We start from the raw sequence: 13905 nt of genomic DNA on the forward strand, positions 1-13905 counted from the left end.
CAACTAATCAATATGCCCCTAACCCCCTACCACGCCAAATACTACGCCTACGAACTGACCAAACGCAGCCCCTCGGACAGCATCCAAAAACTGGCGACGACTTTGGTCGATGCCCAAGTCGATCTAAACCCTCATCAGGTGGAGGCGGCATTATTTGCTTTTAGGTCACCCTTGTCGAAGGGAGCAATACTGGCGGATGAAGTAGGTTTAGGTAAAACGATTGAAGCTGGCTTGGTCATTTCTCAGAAATGGGCAGAGCGCAAGCGGCGCATCCTCATCATCAGCCCTTCCAGTTTGCGGAAACAGTGGAGCCAGGAATTAGCGGATAAGTTCTTTATCCCATCGGTCATTCTGGAGGCTAAGGCTTTTAACAACGAGATCAAAGCAGGCCATCTCAATCCCTTCGAGCAGGACGATCAAATTGTCATTTGTTCTTTTCACTTTGCCCGAAATAAGGAAAGTTATCTTCGCCAAACGCCCTGGGACTTGGTGGTGATCGACGAGGCGCACAAACTGCGGAACGTTTACAAGCCCACCAATAAAATTGGGAAGGCCATCAAAAGGGCACTATTGGATACTCCCAAAATCTTACTTACCGCTACTCCTCTACAAAATTCCCTGCTGGAACTCTACGGATTGGTGAGTATCATTGATGACTATGCTTTTGGTGATTTAAATAGCTTTAAACAGCAATATGCCCGCTTGGATGAGGCGGCATTTGCCGAATTGAGAGAACGTCTAAAACCATTGTGCAAGCGCACCCTGAGAAGGGATGTGCTGGAATACATCAAGTACACCAACCGCAACGCCATTTTACAGTCCTTCGTCCCTTACGAGGATGAACAGCGGCTATACGATCTGGTTTCTGTTTACTTGCAAAAGCCCAATCTATACGCACTCCCGGCCAGTCAGCGGAAGCTAATGACGCTAATTCTGCGTAAGCTTTTAGCCTCTTCCAGTTATGCTATTTCAGGTACGCTTCAAAGGCTGTTACAAAAACTGGAGGTCATCAAACGGCAACATAGTAATGCTGATAAGGACTATCTAGATGATCTCGAAACAGATTACGAGGCTTTCGATGAGACGGAAGACGAATGGTACGAGGAAGAAGATGAGCTTCTCGAAACAGTCCATATTCAGTATAGCCCCGAAGAATTAGCCGAGATTGACGCAGAGATTAGGGAACTCCAGGTTGTCAGCCAATTGGCTACTTCTATTGAGCAAAATGCTAAAGGAGAGGCACTGCTAACGGCACTCAAGACGGGTATGCAAGCCATGGAGCGCCAAGGGGCCAATCAGAAAGCGATCATCTTTACGGAATCGCGCCGAACCCAGGCTTACCTTCAGGAGCTATTAGAGCGCAACGGCTACGCCGGACGCATCGTGCAATTCAATGGTAACAATGACGGACAGCGTGCCAAACAAATTTATAAAGATTGGCTCCTCCAGCATCAAGGAACAGGGAAGATCTCCGGCGCGAAATCTGCTGATCAAAGGGCGGCACTCGTGGATTATTTTCGGAAAGAGGGTTCTATTATGATTGCCACTGAAGCTGCCGCCGAAGGCATTAATCTTCAGTTCTGTTCTTTGCTGGTCAATTATGATCTGCCTTGGAATCCGCAACGGATTGAACAGCGTATCGGGCGCTGCCACCGTTACGGACAGCGTTTCGATGTGGTCGTCATTAACTTCCTGAACGAAGCCAATGCCGCAGACCGAAGAGTATATCAATTGCTCAACGAGAAATTTCACCTTTTTGATGGTGTCTTTGGTGCCAGTGACGAAGTGATTGGCAGCATTGAATCAGGCGTAGATTTTGAAAAACGTATTGCGGATATTTATCAGAACTGCCGTAGCGAACAAGAAATTCAAGCGGCTTTTGATGAACTACAATCACTCATGGATTCCCATATTCAGGAGCGTATGAGCGTTACCAAACAACAGCTCTTGGATCATTTTGATACGGAAGTACACGAAAAGCTACGAATTAGCTTAGAGAAAAGTCGTGCCTATCTAAATCGCTACGAAAAATGGCTGTGGCAACTAACTCGCTTTGCACTACAAGGTCAAGCCATCTTTAACGAGGAGGGGGCTTATGCTTTTTCGCTCACGCAAGCACCTTTTGAGGATCATAAGATACCTACGGGGAATTACCGGATTGGTAAAAACATTGCCGAGGATTATACTTATCGTATCGGGCACCCTTTAGCCCAACGTATTATTCAGGAATACCAGCAAGTAGAACTACCTCCCGCTACTATCCAGTTTGATTACTCAGGTACCCCCAAGCGCATAGCCATTCTAGAATCTCTGGTTGGGCAATCCGGTTGGATGAAGGTAGTCAACTTGCGGATTGACGCTTTTGAAGAGGAAGACCATGTGTTAGTTTGTGCCTGTACGGAAACTGGCCAGTGGTTGGACGAAGAACAAGCCTCTCGTTTGCTTACGCTCTCAGGAGTGGTGGTGCAGGATTTAAGTGCTGTTCCTGCCCAAGTGCTTGGTGATTTAGATAATCGGTTGCATCATTACCGGAAAAATATCATACAAGCTCATAGTGAACGAAATGCGCACTTTTTCGATGAAGAGATGGGTAAATTAGAACACTGGGCCGAAGACATAAAGAGCAGTCTGGAGCTTGAATTGCGCAACCTTGAACAGGAAATCAAGACCCGTAAAGCAGAAGCACGGAAGGTGTTGAACCTGGATGAAAAGATAGCCGCACAAAGGAAAATCAAAGCCCTTGAAACCAAGCGCAATCAACAGCGTCGAACATTATTTCAAGCACAGGACAAAGTGGATGAGCAAAAAGAACAGTTGATTGACAATATTGAACAGCGGATGCAGCACGAACTTATCCTAACTGAACTATTCACAATTCAATGGAATGTTATTTGATTTTTATAAAATTTTTCACACTTACTCTGAATAATAATTTGTATTTTTGCCGAAATGATTATATCATTTAGTGATAAAACCCTTAAAAAGGTAGCCAACGATGACCGAAAACTAGTTAAGAAGTACGGGCAGCGAAGGGCCGATCTCATCAAGCGGCGCTTAGATGCGCTACGCGCTGTCGACACACTGGAAGAAGCTAGGCACTTACCCGGCAACTTTCACGAACTCACGGGTGACCGCAAAGGTCAATGGGCGTGTAACCTGGATCACCCTTACCGACTCATCTTCGTACCCCACGAAGACCCGATACCAACCGACGAAGACGGAAAGTACATTTGGATTGAGATTAAAGGTGTTGATGTCACGGAAATCGTAGACTACCACTAAAGACAGAGGCAATGGCAATCATGAAGCAAGAATATCAACCACAAACTGTAACGCACCCCGGGGAAGACCTGCGCGAAAAGTTGGAGGAGCTGCAAATGTCTCCCAAGGAATTCGCCGTGCGTTGTGGTAAACCGACGCAAACCATTTCGGAAGTGATGAACGGCAAGAGTGCGATCACGCCTGATATGGCTATACAATTTGAAAGTGTACTTCAAATTCCAGCAAGTTACTGGCTACAACGTCAGTATCACTATGATGAGGCCGTAGCACGTAATAATCGCCAAGCTATCATTATAGAAGCAGTGCCTTGGGCAAGAGCGTTTCCGTATGCGGAGATGGCTAAGAAAGGCTGGCTACCGGTAACCCGTAAAGCCGAAGAAAAAGCCGAAGCGCTGCTGGAGTATTTCGGTATTGCCCGTGCAGGAGCCTGGGAGAATTTCTACATAAAAAAGGAATTGAAAGCATCCTTCCGCATTTCACTCGCTCATTCCAAGACGCCTCATGCCTTAAGTGCATGGTTAAGACAGGGAGATATTCAAGCCCGAGACATAGATGCACCTGAGTATTCTGCTAAAAAACTGAAAGTGATCCTGCCAGAACTGAAAGCGATTATGGCTGCCCATCCGCCTGATTTCTTTGCGCAGGCGCAAGCCTTGTGCTTAACGGTTGGTGTTAAGGTTGTCTTTACGCCTTGTCTACCCAAAGCACCAATCAATGGGGTGGCACGGTGGATTGATAATAATACGACTCCGCTCATCCAGCTCTCTTCTCGCTATAAGCGTAACGATATTTTCTGGTTTTCCTTCTTTCACGAACTGGGGCATATTCTGCTACACGGCAAGAAAGATGTCTTCTTGGAAAATGTTGATTACGAAGGGGTAGACAAGGAAAAAGAAACCGAAGCGGATGACTTTGCCGTAAAGTGGACGCTCTCCGAAAAGGAAGAAGCTGAAGTACTGGCCGCCGTAGAATATTTGGATGAAGACGCAGTACTAGCATTCGCCGAAAAGTTCGGTACCCACCCCGCCATTATCATTGGCCGCTTGCAATACAAGAATATACTCGATCATACTGATGGAAGACAATTCATTGTGAAACTGGACTGGGAAAGTACCGACTGCTAGACCTCAAAAGCTACTGAAAAGAAAATGAAACAAAACAATAAACAACGCCTCGAACTCACCTGGATCGGTAAAGGGGAAGAACCCCGCCTGGAGCCGCGCATCCTCATTGAAGATGAAAGCAAGTCTTATGGTGATCCCAAGGCAGAGAATATGCTGATTCATGGGGATAATCTGCTGGCATTGAAAGCGCTAGAGCAAGATTATGCGGGGAAGGTAAAGTGCATTTATATTGATCCGCCTTACAATACAGGCAGTGCTTTTGAGCATTATGATGATGGTTTAGAGCATTCGCAGTGGTTGAATCTAATTGTGCCGAGGCTAAAGATTCTAAGAAGGCTTCTTACCGAAGATGGATCTATTTGGATTTCAATAGATGACAATGAATGTCATTATCTTAAGATTATTTGTGATGAAATTTTCGGGAGGTCGAATTTTAAAACAATGATCACTTGGCAGAGAAAGTACAGTGTGAGCAATAACTTTAAAGGAATTGCTACAATCTGTGACTATGTTCTAGTCTACTCAAAAACCGACCAATTTCAAAACAACTTACTTCCAAGAACCAAGGAATCACAAGCGAGGTATTCAAACCCTGACAACGATCCAAGGGGCCCATGGAAGGCTGTGGATTACCTTAATCAAGCATCTCCTGAAAAAAGACCGAACCTTTGTTACGATATAATAAACCCGAACACAGGAGAAGTAATCAAGAACAAAAACAAGGCATGGAAGTACGACCCTACCACTCACCAAAAGCATATTGACGAAAATCGGCTGTGGTGGGGAGTAAACGGTAGTAATACAGTACCGGCGGTAAAATTATTTTTATCGGAGGTAAGAGATGGAATGACTCCACATAATTGGTGGACTCACCAGGAAGTAGGACATACAGATGAAGCCAAAAAGGAGAATATTAGTCTATTTGGTGCAAGGAATACATTTGGAACTCCCAAACCAGAAAGGTTAATAAAGCGCATTATCGATCTTTCAAGTAATGAAGGAGACTTAGTACTTGATTCTTTTCTTGGATCGGCAACTACAACAGCCGTTGCCCACAAAATGAACCGTCGTTGGATTGGGATTGAACTAGGCGAACATGCCTATACTCACTGCCAACCTCGTTTACAAAAAGTAGTCGATGGCCTGGACGAAGGCGGTATTACTAAGACTGTCAACTGGGAAGGCGGTGGAGGCTTCAAATTCTATGAGCTGGCTCCTTCCTTGCTTAAGAAGGACGACTTCGGCAATTGGGTGATTGACCCCAGTTATAATGCGGATAGATTAGCGGCAGCAATGGCCAAGCATCAGGGCTATGATTATCGTCCCGATGAGCAGTTTTTCTGGAAGCAGGGACAGTCTACAGAAAAGGACTACATTTTTACCACCACCCAATTCGTGACCGTAGAGCTGATCGATAAAATCCATGAGCAGATGCAAGAAGATGAAAGTCTACTGATCTGCTGCAAATCTTACCAGGAGGTGGTCGAGACACGCCATCCCAATATCAACATTCACAAAATACCGGTAATGCTGCTGGGGAGGTGCGAGTTTGGCAAGGAAGACTACAGCCTGAATATCATCAATATGCCTACCGACGAGGCGGCGGAACCTTTTGTGCCCGCTGCACGTAAACTGGAAGAGGAAAAACGGCAAGCAGAGGAACAACGTCCTGGTGCACAAAAGAAACTCTTTTGAACGCATAAGCTCAGGAAAATTAATTGATCTGGAACCCCACGCAGGATAATGAATAAAAACGCGAATTACATCAAAAACCGCCTCTCTCTTCGCAAACCGCAGGAGGAAAGTCTCCGCATTTTAGCGGAAATGGCGGATCAGCTTAGGCTTGATAAAATCAATGATGCTGCTTTACTGGCCGAGGAACTCGAAAAGGTAACAGCACGTTATCCCACTAGTACAGACTTTGAGCGGAATTTTCCTTCGCTCTGCTTTGCTCTAGCTACAGGCGTAGGGAAGACCCGGCTGGCGGGTGCTTTTGTCGCTTACCTTTATCTGGAAAAGGGCATCCGTAATTTCTTCATCCTTGCTCCCAATCTGACCATCTACAATAAGCTGATCGAAGACTTTTCTAATCCTGCTCATCCGAAATACGTGTTTCAGGGGATTGGACAGTTCGTGAATCAGGCTCCGCGCATTATTACCGGCGATAACTATCAGGAAATCGCTCAGACAGCGCTTTTTGAGTCCGACCTGAATATCAATGTCTTCAATATCTCCAAGATCAACTCAGAAACGCGGGGTGGGAGTACGCCTAATATCCGCAAAATGGTGGAATACCTGGGCGAGCCTTACTTTGATTACCTATCTGGCCTGGATGATCTGGTAATGATCATGGACGAGTCGCACCACTATCGCGCCGCCCGTGGTATGGAGGTACTCAACGAACTCAATCCAATCATAGGCTTAGAATTGACCGCTACCCCGCAAATAGAGCGGGGAAATCAGACCGTCAAATTTAAGAACGTCGTCTACGAATATTCCCTGGCACGTGCCATACAGGATGGCTTCGTCAAGACCCCGGCCATTGCCACCCGCAAAGACTTTGACCCGAGTCAGTATTCGAAGGAGGAGCTGGATCGGATTAAATTGGAAGACGGTCTACGCATCCACGAAGACACCAAAGTAGCCTTGGATATTTTTGCTCGTGACAACAATGTCAAAACCGTCAAGCCCTTCGTGCTGGTCGTTGCCAAGGATACGCCTCATGCTTCACGGCTGAAAGCACTCATTGAATCGTCTGCCTTTTTTGATGGCTACTATGCCGATAAGGTGATTGAAATCCACTCTAATCAGCGTGGATCGGAGAAGGATGAGAACATTGCTCAGTTGGTTTCTCTGGAAAGCGAGCACAATCGAGTGGAGATCGTCATCCACGTCAACATGCTTAAAGAGGGCTGGGACGTTACCAACCTTTATACGATTATCCCTCTACGTACCGCCGCTTCCATGACGCTGCGCGAGCAGACTATTGGTCGAGGTTTACGCCTACCTTACGGTAAGCGTACAGGAGACGAAAAGGTAGACCGCCTCACCATCGTTGCACACGACCGTTTTCAGGAAATTGTAGACGCGGCCAATGCACCGGATTCAATCATCCGCCAAGAGAACATCATCCAGATTGATGAAGAAGACCTAGGTCAGCGCAAAGAAGTAGTGACCGCTACTTCGCTTGTTGAAAAGAAAAACTACGAGCTGGAGCAACGTATTACTACCCTTGATGAACCCGAAGCGCAAAAGCTGGCTACTCAAGAGTTGGAGGCTCGTAGAACGCTACTTACCGTGCTCCCCGAGATGAATCGTACAGTGCGCAGTGTGCAGGAATTAAGCCAAGCAGAGACCCGGAAGATCGTTATCCAAAAGGTTCGCGAACAACTTACTGCTAGTCCCCAGCAGCAAATGTTCGTAGAGGAGCGGATCAGGGAGGTCGAAGCCGTTTATGATCAAGTGATTGAAGACTTTACCGAGCACTTCATCGAGATTCCGCGTATTAGCATTGTCCCTGATGAGCAAGTCCGGCACGGCTTCCGCGACTTTGATCTGGACACCGGCAAGCTAAACCTCCAGCCCGGCGAAAACAAGATCATGATCCGCGAGCTGCAAAGCGGCATCATTGAGATCATCGACGCTTCTGGCCAACGGGTACAGTTCGATACCGTAGAAAATATGATCGTTGGCGAACTCATCAACTTCGCCGAAATCGACTACGATGAGCAGGCAGGCTTTCTGTTTAAGTTAGCAGGGCAGGCGGTCGCTCATTTTCGTTCCTACCTGGATGAAGACGACAAGATCATCAATGTAGTGCAGAACAATAAGCGGCTAATTGGCAAGTACATCCACACGCAAATGATGGATCACTTCTACTACGAAGCACCCGATTTTCAGGAACCCGTCATCAATGTTCGTGCCTTCACGGAAATAAGACCCCATAACTATACCAAATACACGCAGGACAACATCCACGATCTGCGCGATACCATTGTACCCACAAGTGCTATTCGGATGAAGGTGTTCACCGGCTTCACCAAAGCCTGTCACCACCTTTATAAGTTTGACTCCAAGACAGAAAAAGACTTTGCCATCATCTGTGAGCAAGATGACTACTGCCTGAAGTGGCTACGTCCCGCGCAAGCGCAGTTCCGTATTTATTACCGCCATAATTCTCGCCTGTACCAGCCTGACTTCGTCGTCGAAACCCCAGAGACGATCTACATGGTGGAGACCAAAAAAGAAAACGAGATGGAGAGCCAGGATGTGCTGGATAAGGCGCGCGCAGCGGAGGAATATTGTAAGCACGCTTCTACCTTTACCGGTCAGCACGGCGGTAAAAACTGGGTTTATGTGCTCATCCCACACGGGGTGGTGCAGGTAAATATGGGGCTGGAGCGATTGGTGGGGCAGTATGGGCAGTAGAACAATCAATCAAATAAACATCGAACAAAAGACTAGAATATGAAAAGTGCGAATAAAGAAATCCTATCTTCCTTCTTCACCAACAACTACCAGTATATGATCCCATTCTTCCAAAGGTCATATGTATGGAGTGAAGAAAACTGGCAGTTATTTTGGGAGAACATTGAAGAAGAGTTGGAGTCATTTAATCGCCAAGAAAAAAGCGAACATTTCATTGGCACCATAATCACCAAGCAATTAACCTCCGACAACTTCAGTACGCAGCCGATGGAGTTGATAGACGGTCAGCAAAGACTTACGACGGTCTCTCTTATTCTTAAAGCGATTGCTGATACTGCTGATGGCACTTATCCGAAGCTCAAAGAGCAGACTGATCAGTTGATCAAATTTCAGGATACCAAAGGGGATACATTTCTCCGATTGCGTCACAGTAAGATCGATTCCAAATATTTTGATGCCGTCATGTTAGGCAGGGACTTCAGTGACCTTGATAATAAACACCATCCCATCATTCTTGGTTATCAATTTTTCAAAAATCGACTAAAGGACTTTTCGGATGAACAGCGTGACAACCTCAAGAATATGCTCCTCAACCGTTTTCCCGTTATCAGTATGTTGCTGGAAGAGAGGGATGATGAACAGGAAATCTTTGATACGATTAATTCACTTGGAGTTCGCTTAACAATTGGAGAGCTACTTAAGAACTACATCTTTCGTGATGAAGAGTTAAAAGAGCATTATCAAGAACACTGGTACAAAGTATTTGAAGCAGACGAAAGTACAATCCAGTTCTGGGAAACCACTAAAACTGCTGGACGGGTTCAACGAACGAACTTAGAACTTCTGCTTTACTGCTTTCTCATAATCGAAACAGGGTCTGAGGTTCGACTAGAAAAACTCTACAAAGAATACAAAAAGTACCTGAAGGACAGGTCAAATGACGAGAAGATCGCCTTTTTGGTTAACCTGAAAAACTACGCGGCCGACTATCAACAGTTTCCGGCAGGGACCGAACTCAATGAGATAAGTTTCAGCGAACATGAGAAGCGGCTATTCCACATAATAGAGTACCTCGAAATTACGACCGTTTATCCTCTCTTGCTCTTTTTATATCGACAGGTTCAGGATGCTGCTGAAAAAGAAAAATGCCTGCTCCTTTTGGAGTCTTATCTGGTAAGGCGGATGGTTTGTAAGTTAACCTCCAAGAACTATAATCGCTTGTTTATAGGGCTTATAAATAACCTCAAAAAGGTAGCTCGTTTAGACTATAATGCGTTCGAGGAATGCATTAAAGACTTCAGTGAAGATACAAATCGAATGCCCGATGATGATGAATTCAGACGGGGTTTCCTAGACAGTTACCTATATAACAAGTACGCGAGGGAAGTCCTGTACTGCATAGCGCTCTACCAACTCGACAATAACTACTCGGACGTAAGGAAATTAAGTGCTCAGTCTTATTCTGTAGAACACATGATGCCTAAAAAGTGGGAAGAAAATTGGCTTGATAAGGATATGACCGAAGCGGAAAAAGACATTCGGCACCGAAAGCTTAAGACGCTAGGGAATCTTACCCTTGTGACCAAAGCACTAAACAGTAAACTCAAGAATTTTGCCTGGGCTAACAAACGCAGCATACTTAAAGAATACTCGCTTCTCACTCTAACCAGTAAATATCTAGAACTTGAAGAGTGGGATGAAGATCAGATTTCAGCAAGAGGTGACACACTGGCTGAATTAGCGCTTAAAATCTGGAGACGGTAAATTTGCCATATTAAAACCCTAAGCCTTACGAATAGAATGAAAAAAATCATCCTTCCAGAAATCCTCTTTGGTCCGATAAAATATTCTATCGGATTCGCATTTGTTTTATTGAGAGATAAAGAACAGCTAAATATTTTAGAAACTACTGAGATTCAAATATCTCCAAGAGTAAAGGAGGAGTTACTTACCCTTGAAAATGGGGAGAAAATTATTGTTACCAAAAGGAAAACCATTGAGATTCCAGATGGTGTTGATGGTGTAATTCGAAAAAATGATGACGGATCAATAGAATGGATTTATCATAAAGACATTAGAACATTTAGGAAAGATCTCAAAACTCTCAGTAAAACCGCAGATGCTATTACTGAAAGTTGGAAAAATCAATTACGGTATAAAGAGGAAGCACTACCTATAAGGTCTTCTGACGATAAGGGACTGAGACCACCTCAAATTGGTGCTCTTCATGCATTAGGTGCACATTGGAGCTTGGACGATTCACCTGTAACTGTAGTCATGCCGACTGGTACAGGTAAAACAGAAACGATGTTGGCGGCAACTGCCGCGTATCAACTAAACCGAGTACTTGTCGCAGTTCCGAGTAAAGCCTTACGAGAACAAATTTCAAAAAAGTTCATAAGCTTTGGCAAGTTGAAGTCACTGGGTGTCTTACCTAAGCAAGCTAAAAACCCAATTGTGGGGATTGTGACAAAAAGACCTAAGAATAAAGATGATTTAAACATTTTCCACGACTGCAATGTAGTTGTGGGAGTAGTATCCTCTTTATCAGGAGGCACGGCTTCAGTATTCTTAAAGAATATTGCAGATGTATGCGGTACATTGATTATTGACGAAGCTCACCATGTTGCAGCAAAAACCTGGCATCAATTAAAAGCTGCTTTTACAAAAAACAAAGTTGTTCAATTTACAGCAACGCCTTTTAGGAACGATGGGAAGCTAGTTGATGGGAAAGTCGCATATTCCTACCCTCTCAAAAAAGCACAAGAAAATGGTTATTTTAAGAGTATAAATTTTTATCCAATTTACGAACCGGACTTGGGAATAGCCGATACAGAAATCGCTAAAGCAGCAATTGCACAACTGAGGGAAGACATTAGTTCGGGAAAGCCTCATCAAATGATGGTGAGGTGTAAATCAAAATCACGCGCTGAAGAGGTTTTTGAAATCTACAAGGAAGAAGCTTCTGATTTAAATCCAATAGTTGTCCATTCTGAAGTAAGTGATAACGATGGCCGTGTAGAAAAAATTCGATCAGGTGAAGCCAAGATTGTGGTTTGTGTCAACATGCTTGGGGAGGGGGTAGATATACCGTCACTGAAGGTTTCTGCCATTCACGACATGCACCAAAGTTTGGCAGTTCTCCTTCAGTTTATAGGTCGCTTCACCCGGAATGGCGATAATGATCTGGGAGATGCTTCTGTCATTGCAAATATCGCAAATCCACATATATCAAGAGCTTTAGAGGACTTATACAGTGAAGACGCAGATTGGAATTCCTTACTACGAGAATTAAGTTCTACCGCAGCTAAGGAACACGCGGCTTTTATAGAGTTTTTAGAAAATTCGGAGCAATTTGATATTGATGAAGAAAGCGCTAAAGTTGGCATTTCAAAGAACTCTATACAGCCAACTTTCAGTACTCTCTTTTACGAGTGCGAGGATTTTCACCCCAAACGTATTATTGAAGCCATTTCAGACAAAGTTGAACTGATTAAACTTTGGATGAACGAGAATAAAAACACGCTCTATTTTGTTACAAGAAGAAAAGAGCGAGTAAAATGGTCGAAAACTAAAGAGGTTACCCACATAGAATGGCATCTTTATGTTTTCCATTATGATTCAGTCAACAAGCTACTTTATTTGGCGTCCTCGAATAAAAGTTCCAATCACGCTGAATTAGCTAAAGCCGTAGGTGCAACCAAGCAAATAGTAGGTGAAGATATGTTTCGCTCTCTTGGTCATATTGGAAGATTGGTTTTTAATAATATCGGTGTCACAAAACATGGACGTAGGAATCTAAGTTTTGCCATGTATACGGGAGCTGATGTTAAGCAAGCTTTGAGTGAAACAGAGAAAAAAGGAGCTAGGAAATCCAACATAGGTGGCTATGGATGGGAAAACGGAAAACAAATAACTATTGGGTGTTCTTATAAAGGCCGTGTCTGGTCTAAAGCCAATGGGTCTATCCCACAATTTATTGAATGGGCTAGCAACGTCGGTCGGAAGCTAATAGATGTTTCAATAGATACAAAGTCAATCATAGCAAATGTCTTAATTCCTGAATATGCAGACTCATTACCTGATTTTGAGGTTTTAACTGTGGATTGGCCAGTAGAACTTATCGGTCTTCCAGAAGATAGGGTAACTATTCTGAAAAAGGGGAGTGAGTATGATTTTTTTGAAGTTGCTATAAGGTACTTACGAAAGGATGTTGCCAAAAATTCTCTTGAATTTGCAATTGTTTCTGGAGAGTCTGACACTGAGTTAGGTCGTTATGCAATGGTTATCAAAGGAGAGAACGGGTTTGACATTTTAGCGTTAGATGATGCTGAATTAGAGATTCGAATAGGAACGCAGCAAGATTCTCTGAGACTTTTCTTTACGGAACGCCCTCCTCTATTTAGGTTCTTTGACCTTTCCGAACTTGATGGAAATATTATTCTTCGCTCAGAAGATGCCGGACTTGTTTCCGTTCCAGCTGAGAGATTAAACGCCTGGGACTGGCCTGACAGCATTGATATCACTAAAGAATCGATTTGGAAGGATGGAGTTCAAAGGCTTGATTCTGTCCAGTGGTATACGGCTCAACAATATATCCATCAAGATTTTGCTATTGTTTATGATGATGATAGGGCTGGCGAGGCAGCAGACTTAATCTGTATAAAGGAAGAAGAAGATTACATTAAGGTATTACTCGTTCATTGTAAATTTTCTGGAAGTACTGATAAAGGGAAACGGATCAAAGACGTTGTAGAAGTCTCCTCGCAGGCAATACGCTCAGCGAAATGGCCTGGAAAGTTTAAAGAACTTATCAAACACATCAGGCGGAGAGAACAAAAATACAGAAACGATCCGAATCGAACAGGCTTTCTAGAGGGGGAGATGGCGACATTAAATTCCTTTCAACGAATGGCTCGCCTTAAAGAGATTCGGCCTGAAATAATTATTGTTCAGCCTGGTGTGTCGGAAAAAAGCATAACGAAAGATCAAGCAGTAGTTTTAGGGGCTGCTGTTGCATACATCAAACAAACATTAAATGTTGACCTAAATATCATTTGTAGCAAATAAA

The 13905-nt window shown here is 44.1% G+C and carries 7 protein-coding genes; all 7 read left to right on the plus strand.

Going from position 1 to position 13905, the window contains the following annotated elements; genetic code table 11:
- Window positions 1–12: 12 nt before the first annotated feature.
- The 7 genes from AB0L18_RS19805 to AB0L18_RS19835 are packed head-to-tail and all read left to right on the plus strand — an operon-like array spanning window position 13 to window position 13904.
- The gene (locus AB0L18_RS19805) at window positions 13–2895 is read left to right on the plus strand and encodes an SNF2-related protein (RefSeq protein WP_367389054.1); all 2883 of its coding nucleotides are present in this window, start codon (window positions 13–15) and stop codon (window positions 2893–2895) included.
- Window positions 2896–2949: 54 nt separating this feature from the next.
- Window positions 2950–3282: a type II toxin-antitoxin system RelE/ParE family toxin gene (locus AB0L18_RS19810; protein ID WP_367389055.1), complete on the plus strand. Its 333-nt coding sequence runs from the start codon at window positions 2950–2952 to the stop codon at window positions 3280–3282.
- Window positions 3283–3293: 11 nt separating this feature from the next.
- Window positions 3294–4406, plus strand: a complete 1113-nt coding sequence (locus AB0L18_RS19815) for a HigA family addiction module antitoxin (protein ID WP_367389056.1) — start codon at window positions 3294–3296, stop codon at window positions 4404–4406.
- A gap of 24 nt (window positions 4407–4430) precedes the next feature.
- A complete protein-coding gene (locus AB0L18_RS19820; protein WP_367389057.1) occupies window positions 4431–6101 on the plus strand; it encodes a site-specific DNA-methyltransferase in 1671 nt (556 codons plus the stop codon).
- Between the two features lie 48 nt (window positions 6102–6149).
- A complete protein-coding gene (locus AB0L18_RS19825) occupies window positions 6150–8834 on the plus strand; it encodes a DEAD/DEAH box helicase (RefSeq protein ID WP_367389058.1) in 2685 nt (894 codons plus the stop codon).
- 39 nt (window positions 8835–8873) lie between these two features.
- Entirely contained in the window at window positions 8874–10598 is a 1725-nt protein-coding gene (locus AB0L18_RS19830; RefSeq protein WP_367389059.1) for a DUF262 domain-containing protein, read from the plus strand.
- Window positions 10599–10634: 36 nt separating this feature from the next.
- Window positions 10635–13904: a DEAD/DEAH box helicase gene (locus tag AB0L18_RS19835; RefSeq protein WP_367389060.1), complete on the plus strand. Its 3270-nt coding sequence runs from the start codon at window positions 10635–10637 to the stop codon at window positions 13902–13904.
- Window position 13905 lies beyond the last annotated feature (1 nt).

It is taken from the genome of Lewinella sp. LCG006, from assembly GCF_040784935.1.
Taxonomy (GTDB): domain Bacteria; phylum Bacteroidota; class Bacteroidia; order Chitinophagales; family Saprospiraceae; genus Lewinella.